14 protein-coding genes are annotated in these 16,169 nt (G+C 50.7%); 11 read left to right on the top strand and 3 right to left on the bottom strand.

What is annotated here, in order from left to right:
- The 9 genes from B2067_RS15115 to B2067_RS15155 form a co-directional block, all read left to right on the top strand.
- On the top strand, nucleotides 1-351 hold a 351-nt coding region (locus B2067_RS15115; protein WP_301388993.1), incomplete at its 5' end, for a hypothetical protein.
- 461 nt (nucleotides 352-812) lie between these two features.
- Entirely contained in the window at nucleotides 813-2,036 is a 1,224-nt protein-coding gene (locus B2067_RS15120) for a hypothetical protein (protein WP_245820098.1), read from the top strand.
- Between the two features lie 2 nt (nucleotides 2,037-2,038).
- Nucleotides 2,039-3,781, top strand: coding sequence for a hypothetical protein (locus B2067_RS15125; RefSeq protein ID WP_301388994.1), 1,743 nt, complete (start codon nucleotides 2,039-2,041; stop codon nucleotides 3,779-3,781).
- Between the two features lie 15 nt (nucleotides 3,782-3,796).
- Entirely contained in the window at nucleotides 3,797-4,435 is a 639-nt protein-coding gene (locus B2067_RS15130) for a DUF6160 family protein (RefSeq protein ID WP_068439146.1), read from the top strand.
- Between the two features lie 2 nt (nucleotides 4,436-4,437).
- On the top strand, nucleotides 4,438-7,056 hold the full coding sequence (locus B2067_RS15135; RefSeq protein ID WP_301388995.1) for a DUF6160 family protein: 2,619 nt from the start codon (nucleotides 4,438-4,440) through the stop codon (nucleotides 7,054-7,056).
- A 71-nt stretch (nucleotides 7,057-7,127) separates the two neighbouring features.
- Nucleotides 7,128-8,678 (top strand): 2-isopropylmalate synthase, encoded by a 1,551-nt coding sequence (locus B2067_RS15140; protein ID WP_076516263.1) that lies wholly within the window; start codon nucleotides 7,128-7,130, stop codon nucleotides 8,676-8,678.
- 6 nt (nucleotides 8,679-8,684) lie between these two features.
- Complete coding sequence (locus B2067_RS15145; protein ID WP_297530790.1) at nucleotides 8,685-9,455, top strand: hypothetical protein; 771 nt, start codon at nucleotides 8,685-8,687, stop codon at nucleotides 9,453-9,455.
- Between the two features lie 6 nt (nucleotides 9,456-9,461).
- Nucleotides 9,462-9,908, top strand: a complete 447-nt coding sequence (rimI, locus tag B2067_RS15150) for a ribosomal protein S18-alanine N-acetyltransferase (RefSeq protein WP_297530788.1) — start codon at nucleotides 9,462-9,464, stop codon at nucleotides 9,906-9,908.
- Nucleotides 9,908-10,567 (top strand): energy-coupling factor ABC transporter permease, encoded by a 660-nt coding sequence (locus tag B2067_RS15155; protein WP_301378272.1) that lies wholly within the window; start codon nucleotides 9,908-9,910, stop codon nucleotides 10,565-10,567. Before rimI ends, B2067_RS15155 begins: the two co-directional genes overlap by 1 nt.
- A 26-nt stretch (nucleotides 10,568-10,593) precedes the next feature.
- Here the strand turns inward: B2067_RS15155 and B2067_RS15160 are convergent, their stop codons facing one another.
- Both B2067_RS15160 and B2067_RS15165 read right to left on the bottom strand, forming a co-directional pair.
- Nucleotides 10,594-11,106 (bottom strand): response regulator transcription factor, encoded by a 513-nt coding sequence (locus B2067_RS15160; protein ID WP_297530786.1) that lies wholly within the window; start codon nucleotides 11,104-11,106, stop codon nucleotides 10,594-10,596.
- The gene (locus B2067_RS15165) at nucleotides 11,103-12,308 is read right to left on the bottom strand and encodes an ATP-binding protein (protein ID WP_068435705.1); all 1,206 of its coding nucleotides are present in this window, start codon (nucleotides 12,306-12,308) and stop codon (nucleotides 11,103-11,105) included. The genes B2067_RS15160 and B2067_RS15165 overlap by 4 nt, the downstream gene beginning before the upstream one ends.
- A gap of 242 nt (nucleotides 12,309-12,550) precedes the next feature.
- Here B2067_RS15165 and argS point away from each other — a divergent pair, with 242 nt between their 5' ends.
- Both argS and B2067_RS15175 read left to right on the top strand, forming a co-directional pair.
- Nucleotides 12,551-14,236, top strand: coding sequence for an arginine--tRNA ligase (argS, locus tag B2067_RS15170; RefSeq protein ID WP_301388996.1), 1,686 nt, complete (start codon nucleotides 12,551-12,553; stop codon nucleotides 14,234-14,236).
- A gap of 65 nt (nucleotides 14,237-14,301) precedes the next feature.
- Nucleotides 14,302-14,844 (top strand): SPOR domain-containing protein, encoded by a 543-nt coding sequence (locus B2067_RS15175; protein ID WP_068435700.1) that lies wholly within the window; start codon nucleotides 14,302-14,304, stop codon nucleotides 14,842-14,844.
- 430 nt (nucleotides 14,845-15,274) lie between these two features.
- On the opposite strand, the gene B2067_RS15180 is transcribed toward B2067_RS15175, so the two are convergent.
- A partial coding sequence (locus B2067_RS15180; protein WP_301388997.1) for a DUF4382 domain-containing protein occupies nucleotides 15,275-16,169 on the bottom strand: 895 nt, incomplete at its 5' end.

The following is a 16,169-nucleotide window of genomic DNA, read 5'->3' on the forward strand; positions in this document are numbered from 1 at the left end:
CTCTTATTCAAAACCCCTGATTGCTTACGCAGTCGGGGGTTTTTTCATTGCGAGCTTAACGAACACGTCAAGGTCGATCGCGACCCCGGTCTATCCCAAAACCCCAGCAGGGTAACCTGCTGGGGTTTTTTCTTTTCTGGAACTTCAAAAAAGTATCAATGGCGTCGTGGTATCTACCTGCTACTTGGGTATTGGGTAGAATACGATAATCACTTTTACTACCTATCGGGCAGGCCGGTGATTGCATCCTGCATAACCGGCATTTCCGGTACGTCGGACCGCGCCATCTATGGCGGTCACGAGCGTCATGTGGGCAGCTTTGGACTCATTGAGGTGATCGTCAAGAACTAGGCGTCCCCGTCGGATGCGACTTCGATCTATTCAAAACCCCTGATTACTTACGCGGTCAGGGGGGGGGGCATTGCCCGAGAAAAACAATCCCGCAAGCTTCGCGTTGCGCCTCTATGAACCTGTCCGTGGATAAGCGTTCCAAACGCCTAACTTGGCTATATACTGAGTTTCAGAGGCTGGACCGCTTGCCTTAGCTATTGTGGTTCATAATGAGACAAATGGCGTCTATCTATGAGTTTATGCCGCTGATGCTCGAAATCGACGGCTCGTAAACGTCTTCTCACTGTAAAGAGTACGCTCGTACCGCTATTACCTCTTGAAGCAAAATCCCTAACGAATATCCTATAGGTAACAAGTATTCCAATAATAAAAACAAGCTGTCACCGAGTATCTATCTGTCCTGATATAGACTGGTTCTACAGTCGAAACGGTGTCTCTTGACCGACAAATGAGGTCGTGAAGTGAAAAACGTTCTCCGCCATCCGTTAACAATCGCAATGACAGCACTGTCTTTGCCAGTCTGCTCTTTAGAGGCTATCAGCGACCGGGAAATGGCTGATGTGTCTGGACAGGCATTTATCACTATCGATGCATCATCATACAGTGACGGCACTGGTGAATGGGCAGGGCAGTATGAGTTCACGAAGGTGAATCTAGGCTTAGATATTGAAACCCTGATGACCATTGATACGCTTAAGGTCGGTGAGTTTGAACGGACTGTAGGTGAAGACGGTACCGTGCCAATGACGGATGCTCAGGGGAATCCTGTGACTCAAAATGGGAACCTGGTGGCTCATGATGCTGATCTGATCATTGAGAACTTCGGCCTTGGCCGGGTAACCAACTATAAAGATGCAGTAAATGCCAGTATCGAAGAGTTTAAGATCCGTGATCCCTACATTGAACTTGCGTATAAAGTAGAGAACGGTGTTCGGAAGGTTGCGGGAGTACGTATCGGCTTCTCGGAAGCTCAGGGTTGGTTGTCAGGAGATCTTATCTCTTTAACAGGTAATTTGAATGGCCGTATTGAAGGGCCTGCCTCGGTGGTATATGACCAGAACTGTAATGGTCAGGGTACTGCGAGTTGGTTGCAGTGTATTGAACTAGGTTTGGCAGATGCTTTGGGTACGCAGTTGGTAAGTACAATCGACTTGGTTGATGGTGCTGTAGGTACCGCTGGTTATAGTTATGGCGCTGGTCGCGAGTTAAATGAAGATGGTGAGCTTCAAAACCCCGATAGCCCATATCTGGACGTCCCTTACCTTAAACGAGCTTCCTGGGCGGGTGTTCCGGGGGGTAGGAGCTTCACAGCTCCAGGTTCTGCGCTTGAATTTATTATTCCCGCGCTTACTGGGTCAGAAGACTGTACTGTTACGGGTACTCCCGCTTGTTTCCCTCTAACTAACTTTCAGAGTGTCTATGTCGGCGATGAAAGTGTTGACTTTGAGAATGGCGGCGGAGCTACAGGTGCGTTTGTATCTCTTCAGACTACTTCTGTTCCGTGGGAAGATTTTTCGGGTATCGAAGGCAGTGATCGCGTATTAACTCAGAGAGGAGCGTTTTTGAATATCGCTAAATTCGATTCTGGCTCTGGTGTGAAGTATCCACTCAACCTTGATTTGTTCAGTGCAACGAACGGTACGCCACGTCAGGCTACCTGTGTTGGTAGCCTGAAGGGGTGCTAATTATGAAAATCTTGCGATCTATGTTAATCACCTCGATGGTTGTCTCTGCTGCGGCATTTGCTGACTTGCAGGCTCTTGATGATAGCCAGATGAGTGCGGCAACTGGTGAGGGGCTTGGGTTTGCCCTTGAAGATTTCGTTTTGGACACGGAAGGAGCTGAGCTTTCAGTAACAGGCATACAAAGCTCTGCGGGCGAAGAGATCGATATTAAGTGGACTAGCCTTTATGTTATGGGGGAAGGCAGTGAAGAGGGCTCCATTCGTACTCCAGGGCAGATTGGCAGTTACCTCCATCCGTACGTCATTCGCTCATTACGAGGCAGTGGTGGCCTCGATCCTAATGATCCTCTGTATAACGAAAAGTACGGTCAGATTAACAATGAACTGGCTCTACTTGAACTTGCAGCTGATGAGTACCAATCAGATGTCCAGAACAGCGCAACTTTTGCCACATTCTCGTATTATCAGGGGTGTGTTTGGGGGCAGCCTGGGTGTGACGATTTAGCAACGGTTGGCTCTAACGGAGTCGCAGTGCAGGCGATTACAAATGAAATTGATGCCCTGAATTCGTCCAGAGCGCAAATTGTAGATACCTATTCTCTGGCATTAGGCGCACTAGAAAATCAGATGAATAGTTACTACTTGAGTGAAATTGTTCCAAGGGAGGCCACTGTTGCACAGGAGCAAACGGAATACGACGCCGAGGTTGTTGAGCTCGGTCAGCGTCTGACTACGGCATTCGATGCTTATGAAGCTTTTATGGCTATTCGACCTCAAGCTGATTGTGAGTTTGGCGATAATTGTACCGGATTGAATGGTTCCGCATGTCCCGTAATCGGGGGAGGTGCTTGCCGGGATGCTCGGACCGCATACAACGATTCTTACGACTCCTACGAGGAACAGCAGTCGGTACGCCAGGATGCATATAACGATCTTATTGAAGCACGTAAAGATCTGGCCGCTGCCAACAATGATTCCGATAGTTTTGGGCCTGCAGGCTCTTATATTGAAGCGGTCAATAATGTAGAAGAATTCAAGGTGCTGTGTGGTTTGGATTCGAGCGATTTTGGCTCGTGCGACGGTGGCCTGATCACGCGCAAGGGAGAAACAAAAGATGGTATCGAAAGTGTTTCAATAGCTTTGGCAAGTGGTGTGGAGCGCAGGGATGGCCTGGATGTGGGTGCATCCTTCGAATTCGCAGTGAACTCAGTAAATCCTGATGGCTCAACCAGCCCACGTACCGACTACATCGATATCAACATGAAAGGGCTGTTTATCGATGGAACTGCGTTCCGTCTTTGGTCTGCTCCTGACGAGCAGGGTGACGATGAGCTGAATGCTGAGATTCGCTTGAATCTATTTATCAAAGAGTTGGATATCAGTGTTTGTGATCCTTCGGTTTGTGACAATGATCCTGTAGCCAAGGAGGCTTCTACTCTAAACTTGGACAACATGTTTGTCAGTCTTAACCTGGGTTACGGCGAGATTCAGCCAATGCGTCTGTCTGCTACGTCGGATGGTAACTTCGAATTTGAGCTGACCAAGCTCCGTCCTGGTGATGATGTCGACACCAGTAGCCAGGAAGACATGCAAGCTTTCTATGATGATTACTATGAAAACTCACCGAAGAGCTTTATATCAATCAGTGACGTGCGGATAGGCAACAGTCCGGACGCTAGCCTCGGTAGTATCACTGTAGATGGTTTGCGTGCTCAGTACCTTAAAGTTACCAGTCGCGACCTGTAATAGGTGGAGGTCAGAATGACAATTAATAAATTAGTACTTTCTCTATCCACATTGATGGTCGCAACTTCGTCAATGGCCGAGATGGAAGCAATTGATGATTTCGATTTGTCCGAAATCTCCGGTAAGGGTGGTGTTTATCTCTCTGGTGAGTTCGCGATCAACAAAGATGGTGGACCCCTTTGGGACGATCCTAATGAGGTCTCAGGCTTCACTCCAGGTACCCGTCCTATATTCGACGGCGCCGGTAACATCGTTGGCTCTGAAGAATGCGAAAACGGGATCTGTGGTTTGCGTCTCGCTATCAAATTGAATGAGAACAGTGAAGGTTGGTACGTTCTGGATGACGTTTCTGGTGGCATGTCCTTTGAAGGACTAACGCTTCAGACGGAAACTTTGACGACTGCAACAAACTATGACGTTTGGGTTGATGGTGGCTTCGAAGAAAAAGCGGTTGACGATGAGGTTCTAAAAATCGGGCTGCCAGGGACCATTACGTTCAACGATTTTAAGTTTAAGTTCGCTGTGGCTAACAATGGTGAATTTGGTGTACCTCTTCAGGATGGAACCGCATTTCGTCAAACCGAAATATTTGGCGTTCAGCTAGACGGCAATATCACTGTCGGTGGTAACTTACTCCTGTTTCCGGTGGATTGATTATGAAGAATACTACTTTGACGTTAAGTGCGCTCACACTCGCGGTTCAGGCTGTATCAGTATCGGCATTAGAAGCGCTTGATGATGAGACCATGGCGAATGTATCTGGTCAGTCTGGCGTGACGATTGAGCTTGACCCAGGGCAGCTGGATATTGGTGAAATCAGCTACAGCCAGGACGGTGTTGCGGCCAATATGCGTGACATCAATATCAACTCCAGTATTGGCTCTGCCTCGGTAACGACGATAGATATTGACTCTGACGGTACCCTTAATCTGTTCAATCAGCTTGGTGCTCGCGAGTTTACCGTTGGCGGCGTTGGCATGACCGGCACCACTGGTATTACTAATGATTTCTTCAGCCTTCGCGGTGCTACTCAGGCCTACAGTAATGGCGGGACCGCAGACGATTTTTCTGACGATACTGGTGTATTTCGTCTGAATATGGGCGATGACGGTAACGGAAATCTTGCGTTTGATGGTTCTCAAGTAGGCGTCTTCTTTGACGGTCTTCACTTTGGTGATGACGGTATGGAGTGGATTATTGATGACCTGGCGATGTCGGCCATTATTAATTATGGTCGCCTCATCGTTAATGAGGGCAGTGTTGAATTTGATTTTGGTACTTTTGAGAACCGAGGCCTACGCCTGACCTATGAGGCAGCTGCGATTGGTCTGTCTAATGATCCTAATATCGCCGTTGGTGATTACGGTGATCCTGATTCAGCAGGTTATTTGCTTGGTGACACGTTCGGTTCACTGAGTGTCGACCTTGAGGCGTACGGTACTTTCACCATTGAAGGAGGAGGTGCAGACATCGGTGAGGGGATTACCTTCATTCCTGCGCTTACGCTTATCAATGACGACGCTGATCGTCCTGCGTTTAAGTACACTGATGACGGTTACGTGATTCTCGCTCGTAACTTTCGTGGCGACTTCAGTACAGAGTCTGGTTTGACTCTCGACTTTGAAGAAGACGATGCTAATAATCCCTATCTGGCACTGCGCTACGAAGATCTGACCTTCTCATTCAGCTTAGATGACCTGGTACTTGGTGATGAAAACGGAGCAGCTTTGGGTAGCTTCCGCGGACAGGTGCTTTTCCAGGATGGCTTAGTTGATGGGATTGAGCGTAAAAACTATCTGCATTTATTCCCAGGCGGCGATATTGCAAGTGCTGATGGTTCAACTCAGCAGGGTGTGACGGCACAAGTGGGTTGGAATATCGTATCTGCAGATCCACTGGCTGACCCAAATGGTGGTGACTTCACGACGCCAGGCAACTTCGCTGGTAAAACTGCAGCTGAAAGTAATACCTATTTCGCCATGAATGATGATGGCAACTGGGTTTACTTCAACGGTTTCAACGGCTGGGGTGAAGGCGAAGTTTCACTTGATCTTACTTCTGGCCCAGATATGGCGTCGTTGCCTTCGGATTACTATGCCAACCCTTACAACTCTGCGACTGGTCAGTTTGACGCCAATGTCGGGTACGATCGCGAGAACAAAGTTGGCACCTATGATGGTCTGCGTATCGACTTCAAAGATTTGCGCGGTGAGTACAGCTTCTCTGGCGTAACTGTTGGAACTAGTGAAGAAGAAGCAATGGACTCACCTTACATGGGTGGTACTGAGCTGCTTCTGGCGATGGAAGTATTCCCATCATACAGTTTCACACTCAATGGTAACCTGACGATTGCACCAGGTGGTCAGATTAACAGTGACGGTGTGGGCGGTACACAAGGTCTGACACTCAACGGTGACCTGCGTATTACTGATGGCGATGCTGCAATTACCGTTGATGAGTTCGGTCGTGGTGTTTGGTTAACAGGTGTAACCTATGACCTCCACATGCGCGGTGCGTCCATCGACGTAACCGAAGACGGTTTGACCTTCAACAAAGGGCTGACGTGGTCGACCATCCAGGTTGGTCAGTACAACAGTGCGACGGGTGAAATCGAGGGCGGTATTATCTTCGGCTCACGAGATGATGGTGATAATTTAGGTGCCTTCACGCTCGAGCGTCTAGAGGATGGCACTACGATTTCAGTAGCGTCGGGTGGTGCTGGTCAGGTATGTATTGGCGGTTCCGGTAGTGATGCCACGTCTTGTGGTTTGGACGGCGGCCGTTTTGAAGATCGCGGTGATCAGGGTTTGACGATTAAAGTGAAAGCCAAGTTTGCTGAGGCTCCTACTGACGTGAACGACCCTAATTATTATCGCTACCTTGGCAAAGGTAACCGCTTCTCCTGGACTCAGGAAAACGGTACTACTTTAACACTTGATAACTTCAGTACTCAGGATGGTCCTCAGGGTGGCAATGATTACGGTCTTAATATTGACCTTGCTCTGGATGTTGCGAGAACCGCTGTTCGTGATGACGATGGCAATCTTGTTAAGTTGGTTAACGGCGAGTACGTACCTTTCTCTGGCACTGACTCAATTGCTGAAAATGGCCCACTCGGCTTTGCTGTATTCGGTCGGGTTCATTTCAAACAGCTGAACATCGATGGTCTGAAGATTGCAGCGACTCCAGACAGCACGCCTCAGACGCTGATCAGTCAGATTATTGTTCAGAATGCGGATATTCAGGCTAACCTGACGGCCACTCCAATCCGCTAACCTTCCTTTGCTGCGATGTCCGATGATCAGGCGTATACTGTACGACTGAATCATCGGCATCGGAGTCTCTCATGAGCCAGCAGAATCGCCTGGTTATTTTCGACACTACAATGCGTGACGGCGAACAAAGCCCGGGCGCATCAATGACCAAAGAAGAAAAAGTCCGCATCGGCAAAGCGCTCGAAAAAATGCGCGTCGACGTTATGGAGGCTGGCTTTGCTGCCGCCAGCCCCGGAGACTTTGCTGCCATTGAGGCCGTTGCCTCTGCCGTTCGCGAGAGTACTGTCTGTAGTCTTGCCCGGGCAGTTGACCGTGACATAGAGCAAGCTGCAGCGGCATTGAAAAACGCTGAGCGGGCTCGTATTCACACCTTCATTGCTACCTCTCCGATCCATATGCAGTACAAGCTCCGTATGGAGCCAAACGCTGTAATTGAGCAAGCAGTGCGAGCGGTGAAGAAGGCGCGTGGACTGGTCGAAGATGTCGAGTTTTCTTGTGAGGATGCGGGTCGCTCAGAAATCGATTTCTTGTGTCGCATTATTGAGGCCGCTATTGATGCCGGTGCCAGTACGATCAATATTCCTGATACCGTGGGTTATGCGATTCCGGAAGAGTTTGGTAATACCATCCGCACTCTGATTGAGCGTATTCCGAACGCTGACAAAGCGATTTTCTCAGTGCATTGCCATAACGACCTGGGGCTGGCAGTAGCAAACTCCCTTGCTGCAGTAACCAATGGTGCTCGTCAGGTCGAGTGTACGATCAATGGTCTGGGTGAGCGTGCGGGCAATGCGTCTCTTGAAGAAGTGGTCATGGCGACCCGAACCCGCCAGGATCTGTTCAACATCGAGACTGGCATTGATACAACTCATATCGTGCCGACGTCGCGACTCGTTTCGAGCATTACAGGTTTCCCTGTTCAGCCGAATAAAGCGATTGTTGGCGCTAATGCTTTCGCCCATGAATCCGGTATTCACCAGGACGGTGTACTTAAGCACCGTGAGACCTACGAAATCATGAAAGCTGAAGACGTAGGCTGGGGCGCAAACCGCATGGTTATGGGTAAGCACTCTGGGCGTGCTGCCTTCCGCAGTCGTCTGCAGGAGCTGGGAGTCACGTTCGAAACAGACGCCGCTCTGAACGATGCGTTCGCACGCTTCAAAGACCTTGCAGACAAAAAACACGAGATCTTCGACGAAGACCTGCAGGCTCTGGTGACAGAGAGCCGCTCGGCTTCTCTTCCAGATACTTATAGTCTGGTATCGCTTGAGAGTCACTCGGCCACGGGCGAGACGCCTGTTAGCGAAATCGTTATCAGCAAAGAGGGCACCGAGCATCGTAGCAAGGCTGAAGGCAGTGGCCCTGTTGATGCCGCTCTCAGAGCGATCGAGGAAGTTGCTAAGTCAGGAGCTAACCTGCTGTTGTATTCTGTGAATGCTATTACTGAAGGCACCGACTCTCAGGGTGAGGTGACAGTACGTCTTGAGAAAGCGGGGCGCATTGTCAATGGCAGTGGTGCGGACACCGATATCGTTGTGGCATCGGCGAAGGCCTATATTCATGCTCTGAATCTGCTGGTCAGTACTAACGATCGAACGCACCCCCAGAACGACGGCGTTTAACCGCTTATGTTAGAGCAGCGTCGGGTCGATTATCTCAAGTCGATGGGCATTACAGTGTGGCTGCCCAGACGTGAGTTGCCTCATGCGCCAGCGTCCCGCTGGATGGCGGAGGACTCGCCGTCGGAGCGTCATGAGCATATTCACATTGAGTCGACGCACGATCATGCCCGCCCGGTTGCTGCAGCGGATCTGTTGCGGGCCGGACAACCTATGCCAGCGCATCCTCAGGTGGCAGCAGAAATCGCCAACGACGCAGTTTCAGAGCCAGCAAAGCCTGCAGACACTAAGCCTCTGACGCCTGTTAGTTCAGAGTCAACTGAGCAGACAGGTGTTGCGGCGGCTCTTCCCTCTGTACCTTCTGGCGAACCGCCGAGGTTTGCTCTGGAGTTTATGCAACTGAGCGGGTCAGGAATCTGGGTTGTTGATGCCAATATTCCACTTGAGCAGGTTACTCCTTTCGCCGGAAGGGTGCTGGCCGCGTTTGGAATGAAGCCGTCCGTGGTACCTCAGCCAGTCTCTTTTCGTTGGCCCTTTATCGAGTCCCGCCATCAGGATCAGAGTGAAGCTGTTGCCGTGCAGGCACTAAGGGCCCAATGGCAGTATTTCAGCAGTCAGGGCGCCGGGTACGTCATTACCGTGGGTGAAAACGCTCAGAGCTGGATGAACAAAATAGACGTTAAAGAACACTTTCATATTCCTGATCTGGAAGCATTGATGTCTTCAGCATCGGCCAAGCGTGCTCTGTGGCTGTCATTGTATGCTCTGGCAGAACGGTAGGGGGCTATGAGTAACATCCGGGTAGGTGGGATAGAAGACCTTGATACGGTTATGGAAATTGAGCAAGCCGCTCATCAGTATCCATGGTCAGAAAAAATCATGACGCGCTACCTGCGCAAGCCAGATTCCGTTTGGGTATTGGAGGTCAACGGTGAGCATTCCGCACATGCGGTGATCTCTGTCGTGGCCGATGAGGCCGAGTTGTTGATGATCAGTGTCAGGCCTGAAATGCAGGGGCGAGGGTACGGTAAAGCATTGCTTGCCCGAGTGAGTCAGTGGCTGCAGGAGAAAGGTATTATTTCTTTCTTTCTCGAAGTTCGTGAATCAAACGAGAGTGCCATCGGCCTGTACGAGTCGCTTGGCTTCAATGAGGTCGGCAGGAGGCCTGGATATTATCCTCACCCCGACGGTAGGGAAGATGCTTTGATATATTCATTGGAGCTCTGTGATTAATGGTCTCTGAACTCAGTAGCCATACTGCGTTAATTCTTTCCTGGCTGATATCGGCCCCCCTCCTTTTTTATACGATCAAAACCATCAACTGGGCTGCATTTTCGCATCATTCCGGCGTACAGCATTTCTTTCTCGGGAGCCTGTTGGTCGTGTCCGGATTCTGGTTTATGCGGGCGGGAGTTCGTCCGGGGCTGGATTTTCATATTATTGCAGCCACGGCGCTGACGCTACTGATGGGGTGGCGCCTGGCGTTATTAAATATGGCTGTTGTACTGGTTGTGATGGTGTTTCTTGGTGTTATCGAGCCGGAGGCCTGGGCGTTATCTTTCCTGCTTGGTGCGGCAATTCCGGTATTCGCCGCCTATCAGTTTTTTCTCAATGTTTATCGGCGGATGCCACACAATCCGTTTATTTATATTCTCGTGGCAGGCTTTCTCAATGCTGGATTTACACAGGTTGTCTACGCCTGCTCCGTGTCCGGTTGGTACTGGTTTGAAGGTATTTACACTCTGGAGCAGATCTGGCGGGATTATCTCAGGATGCTCCCCTTGATGATGTTCCCTGAGGGGATAACGAACGGGATGTTTATCGCCGGGATGGTCAGCTTCCATCCTCGTTGGTTAAGTACCTTCGACGAAGACTCGTATTTCAATTACTGAACAGTACTTTAAAAACTCAATGAGTATCAGCGCGGAGCATATTTCTGGAGTTTTCGTTGCAGGGTCCGGCGATGCATATTCAAGGCTCTGGCGGTCGCTGAAATATTACCGTCGTTTTCATTCAGAACTCGTTGAATGTGCTCCCACTCCATCCTGTCGACACTCATCACCTCTGCTTGCTGATCACCTACAGGCCTGCCTTCGAAAGTAGAAATAAGGTCCTGTAATGTTGCAGGTTTATGCAGGTAGTTATCGGCGCCACGTTTTACGGCTTCGACTGCGGTAGGAATACTTGCGTAGCCTGTCAGAACGATAATTGACGCATCAGGCCAGCGCTGTTTCATTGGAGAAATAAGATCAAGACCAGAGCTGTGCTCAAGCCGTAAATCAAGAATGATTCGCTGTGGAGCATGAGATACGTCCTTAAGCTCGTCCGGGCTACGGATGAAGGTCGCTTCAGCGCCACTTCGTTCAAGGCTGCGGCACAGTACCCGCCCGAAATGTTCGTCATCATCAACGATCAGATAACGTAATGTCATACGCTGACCCTCCGCGTCACGATGGGGAGTTTCAAGTGACTCAGGCTGCCGCCCGAGTTCAGAGCTTTAAGATGAATACTGCCACCAAACTGCTCAATGCTGGCATTACTCAGGTAAAGGCCGATTCCCATCCCGTGTTCTTTCTGACTGGCAAATACAGCCTCTTCGCTGATATGACTGGCCGCTTCAGGGTCTGGCTGAATAATATCGAGCTCCCAGAAGTCAGAGGTTACGCGCGAACGCAACTGCACGGGTCTCTGCCCAGCTTCGGCGGCATTATCCAGCAGGTTTAATAATGCCTGATCAAGAAGCGGAGACGCCGGAATGAGAGCGGTTGCCTTGCAATCCAGCTCATCCCATAAGGCATGGGGTTTACTCAACCGCCAGCGGTGGAGTTGGCGTAATAGCCACTCCTCGGCATCGTGTTCTGAATGGGCGTTGCTTTGTCGGCCCGCCATTGCCAGCTGCTGCAGTGAATGTCGGCAGCGCTCCACCTGCTGGCGCATCACCGAAATATCTTCATCGCTAACCTCATGCTCGGTGGCTTCGTCGAGCAGCATATCCAGGGTCATCAGAGGCGTGCCCATTTCATGAGCGGTGCCTGCCGCGAGCGTAGCGATACCAATGAGTTGCTCGTTCTTTAGTTGTCGCTCCCGCAAAGCCTGAATCTCAACAACATGGCGTTGTCGATCACGGACCAGTGCTGGCAGGAACGCGGCGATAATAAGTGTACTGAGAACAAAGGTCAGCCACATGCCCCCAAGGTGCCAGTCAAACAAGGAGCCTTTACCATCCATGCCCATCGCCAGCGGTGTATACCACTGCGTCAGTACGCTGTAATCCAGAATCAGTGTGCCGGCCACTATGAGTGCTCGATAGCGGTTAAGGCTGTAGGCCGAGACAACCATCAACACCAGAAAGTACGAGATCACAGGGTTTGTCGCCCCTCCACTGAAAAACAGCAGCGCCGTCATCAGCTGGGTTTCGGCGACAATATTCAGTAACAGGGCGTCTTGCCCCATTCGTCTTGAAGCCTGCCAGAACGGTAGGGCGATCAGTGGAATATAACCTGCGAGCACCCACCAGATGATGGGGGGCAGATTAAAACCCACGAATGCGAGCCAGAACAGCAGTACGAGCCAGATCAGAGCGACCGAAAACCTGAGCAGACCGAGGCGCGTGAGCGTATTACCAAAATTCAATCCGATGACCCCTGACTTCCGGACAAAGTGGCATTTTCATTGAATTTACAGCATACCACTTACAGCAGGAGTATTCTGGAAAGAGGTCATGACCTGAGTCATGCCTGATCGCGAAACACCCCGTGCCTTTACTTCTGGCAACGGCGCCATTATCGACGCAGTTGCGTGCTTCAACCTTTGCGCTAATTTTGCGATAATCCGCCCCCTTCTGAATAACACACTTCTCCGGGCCGGATCTCTATATGAAACCTCAGATTGCCGAGTTACTTAGTGCCGCTGTCAGCGTTCTGAAAGAGCAGAATGTACTTCCAGCAGACCTTGAACCGCGAATTCAGGTCGATAACACCCGCGATAAAGCACACGGTGATCTGGCAACCAACCTGGCGATGATGCTGGCAAAGCCTGCTGGTAAGAATCCACGTGAGCTTGCTCAGCTGGTGGTCGATGCGCTGCCAGAAAGCAGCCTCGTCGAAAAAACTGAAATCGCTGGCCCGGGTTTTATCAATTTCTATCTGAGTGATGAATCAACGTCATCACTGGTTAAGGCCGTTCTGGATCAGAAGAACGACTATGGTCGTTCTGATGTTGGCCAGGGTAAAAAAGTGCAGGTCGAATTTGTGTCGGCCAACCCAACCGGGCCGCTGCATATCGGTCATGGTCGTGGAGCCGCAGTGGGCGACTGCCTGTGCCGCCTGCTTGAAGCAACCGGCTGGGATGTGACGCGCGAGTTTTACTACAACGATGCAGGTCAGCAGATTAACAACCTGGCCCTTTCAGTACAGGCGCGCTGCAAAGGTCTGACACCGGATGACCCAAGTTGGCCGGAAGACGGCTATCGCGGAGAGTACATCATCGATCTCGCCGAAAGCTTTATGCGTGGTGATACCGTATCGTCTGAAGATCAGAGCTTCACTGGCACTAAAGACGCTGAAGACCTTGAGGGTATCCGCCACTTTGCCGTTGCCTACCTGCGGAACGAGCAGGATCTTGATCTGAAAGCTTTCGGTGTCGACTTTGATGTCTACTTCCTTGAATCCTCGCTCTACACCGAGGGCAAAGTTGAAGAAGCCGTTCAGACCCTGATTAAAAATGGTTACACCTACGAAGATGGCGGGGCTCTCTGGCTGCGCACCACCGACTTTGGTGACGACAAAGACCGTGTAATGCGTAAAACAGACGGTGGTTACACCTACTTCGTACCGGATGTGGCCTACCACCTGAACAAATGGCAGCGTGGTTTTACTCGCGTAATTAACGAGCAGGGTGCCGATCACCACTCAACCATTACCCGTGTGCGTGCAGGTTTACAGGCGCTGAACGCCGGTATTCCAGAAGGCTGGCCGGGTTATGTGCTGCACCAGATGGTGACAGTAATGCGTGGCGGTGAAGAAGTTAAGATCTCCAAGCGTGCGGGCAGCTACGTTACTCTGCGTGATCTGATCGACGAAGTCGGTCGCGATGCCACCCGTTACTTCCTCGCTGCCCGTAAGGCCGATGGTCAGCTGACGTTTGATATCGACCTGGCTCGCTCTCAGTCATCAGATAACCCTGTGTACTACGTTCAGTATGCGCATGCGCGCGTTTGCTCGATTTTCCGCAAACTGGCCGAAGCAGGTCAGAGCTGGGATGCTGAAACGGGCCTCGCGGCTTTGGGCGCACTGACGCTTGAGACAGAAAAAGAAATGATGGTTAAGGTCGGTCGCTTCCCAGAAGTCGTACGTCGCGCCGCCGACGCGAGCGAACCTCACCAGATTGCTAACTTCCTGAGAGAACTGGCCGGTGATTTCCACACCTGGTACAACTCAGAAAAAACCCTGGTCGATGACGCCGACCTGCGTAACGCGCGCCTGGCTCTGGCTGAGTCTGTGCGTCAGGTTCTGCATAACGGCCTGTATCTTTTGGGCGTCAGCGCACCGGAAGAAATGTAATCGGTCACAGTAATACCGGAAGAGTATGGTAGTGTGATCGCGAAAGTATTTCCCTGGGTAAGTTGATGTCTGATAACAGCTCTAAAGTACCGGCCTGGGTGTGGGTAACCACACCCGCTATCGCTATTGGTTTTGTCGGTTTTATTTTTTATCTCTCGACGATTCCGGCGGGCGACGAACTCGAAGCCGTTCGTGGTGATGCACGCAAAGTACTTGAAGAAAGCGCGGCAAAAGCCCGCGAAGATGCGGCGAAAATCGAGAGTAAGGTGAAACCTTCTTATGATTTTTACCGCCTGCTGGAAAAGCAGACCGTTGAAGTACCCGACGTCGAAGAGTACAAATCGACCCCTAAAGACGCCGCCGCCAAGTATGAGTATCGTCTTCAGGCAGGCTCGTTCCGCTCAGACCGTGATGCGGACCGTATGCGTGCAGAGCTGATTCTCGAAGGCTTACCTGCATACCTTGAAAGCAGTGCGGTCAATGGCTCAACCTGGCACCGTGTATTTGTTGGACCTTATACCGACCGCTCCAAACTCAATAAAGCGCAGGACATTCTCGTCAGCCGCAATGTCAGCCCTCTGGTGCTGAAACAGAAAGTCAGCGACTGAGGTCAATTACAGGCTGGTTTTACCTTGCCGGGCTCCCCGGGCTGTGCAACATTGAATTCATAGTCCTCAGAGGAGTCGTCCATGTCACTATTCCCAACGCGGGGCATGCGCCGGCCTTATTGTCGGACGAAGAGATCTCAGCAGTGCGCGATTTTTTGACGATGTAACTTAATGTAAGGCCTGTAAACAACAAAAAGCCACAGACGGTTTCTGGAAGAATTAGCGCTCATGGTTCTTACTATAAACAGTCGTTCATGGTTTCAGGGTTGCGGGCAATGGAAGAAACAGAACTCAGCCAACCGGCGTTTTTACATGTTCATATTATCGGTGCGTTCGCGTCAGCCAGCATACTCATGTTGGTGATGTTAGTGGGCTGAGGGGGAAGGGGGGGTAGCGGCACCTCCTTGTGCCATAGCTTGCGTCGAAACGCTTATTCAGGGTTAGCATCTACCGTTACTGTACCGTCGGTTTCGATAGTAACCACCGCACTTACGAAGCTGAAACCTTCGCCCTGACCAAATTCTTCGTCATCCACTTCCGGATCATCCAACTCAGCCTGACATGTCACAGCCACCGTATAATCGCCTGGTGTCAGGTAAGACGCCGTGTACGAAAGTTCAGCATCGACTGACGCTGTTGCCACTGGCTCGTCATCGGTTCCCAGGTCGTCTGGTTCTGTAACCTCACCTTCATAGACATACACCGCTTTCGTGTCTTCGCTGTTACAAAGTTCAGAAGATAAGGTGCCGGTAATCGCACCGTAATCGGCCAGATCAATCAAACGGATCGTCGGGCGTAGCTTGTATTCGCCATTGCCTGTCACTGTAATCGCCTTACGCAGGTCGAAGTCCAGCATGAAAGAGACTGACTCATCGGCCGTCACAGTGAAACCACTGACGAGTTTCAGACCCGTCTGCTCACCGCTTGGGATCTCAAGCTCAAACGAGCCATCGGCAAATGAAATATAAGTATCGTTATTTCCTTCGGTATCTACCATCAGGCGGATCTGTGAGTATTCGCCTGCTTCAACTTCAAAGTCAGTGAACAGTTCCACGCTGTTACCAGCCTGATAATCCAACAGGTTAATCTGCTTTGGCTCATCGAACGTCAGCTCTTCCTGTGTTTCATCATCTTTAATCAGAACAACACCAGAGAACTGTACGTATACGCCAAGTGCTGAATTTACCGGCGCATCAGTCACATTCATGGATACTTTACCGGTCTCGCCATCATCATTACTGCTACCGTCACCACCGCAGCCAGTCAGAATTAAAGCCGACGTCGCGACTGCCAGAAGTGATGGTTTCAGTGAATCAGAAGAAATA

It is taken from the genome of Thalassolituus sp. UBA2590, assembly GCF_002339775.1.
In the GTDB taxonomy this organism is placed as follows: Bacteria; Pseudomonadota; Gammaproteobacteria; order Pseudomonadales; family Oceanobacteraceae; genus Thalassolituus.

What these genes read in the sequence shown, in the direction of transcription:
- B2067_RS15160 (WP_297530786.1), bottom strand. Translation starts at nt 11,106, where the DNA reads ATGACATTACGTTATCTGATCGTTGATGATGACGAACATTTCGGGCGG.
- B2067_RS15130 (WP_068439146.1), top strand. Translation starts at nt 3,797, where the DNA reads ATGACAATTAATAAATTAGTACTTTCTCTATCCACATTGATGGTCGCA.
- B2067_RS15175 (WP_068435700.1), top strand. Translation starts at nt 14,302, where the DNA reads ATGTCTGATAACAGCTCTAAAGTACCGGCCTGGGTGTGGGTAACCACA.
- B2067_RS15140 (WP_076516263.1), top strand. Translation starts at nt 7,128, where the DNA reads ATGAGCCAGCAGAATCGCCTGGTTATTTTCGACACTACAATGCGTGAC.
- B2067_RS15135 (WP_301388995.1), top strand. Translation starts at nt 4,438, where the DNA reads ATGAAGAATACTACTTTGACGTTAAGTGCGCTCACACTCGCGGTTCAG.
- rimI (WP_297530788.1), top strand. Translation starts at nt 9,462, where the DNA reads ATGAGTAACATCCGGGTAGGTGGGATAGAAGACCTTGATACGGTTATG.
- argS (WP_301388996.1), top strand. Translation starts at nt 12,551, where the DNA reads ATGAAACCTCAGATTGCCGAGTTACTTAGTGCCGCTGTCAGCGTTCTG.
- B2067_RS15155 (WP_301378272.1), top strand. Translation starts at nt 9,908, where the DNA reads ATGGTCTCTGAACTCAGTAGCCATACTGCGTTAATTCTTTCCTGGCTG.
- B2067_RS15125 (WP_301388994.1), top strand. Translation starts at nt 2,039, where the DNA reads ATGAAAATCTTGCGATCTATGTTAATCACCTCGATGGTTGTCTCTGCT.
- B2067_RS15145 (WP_297530790.1), top strand. Translation starts at nt 8,685, where the DNA reads ATGTTAGAGCAGCGTCGGGTCGATTATCTCAAGTCGATGGGCATTACA.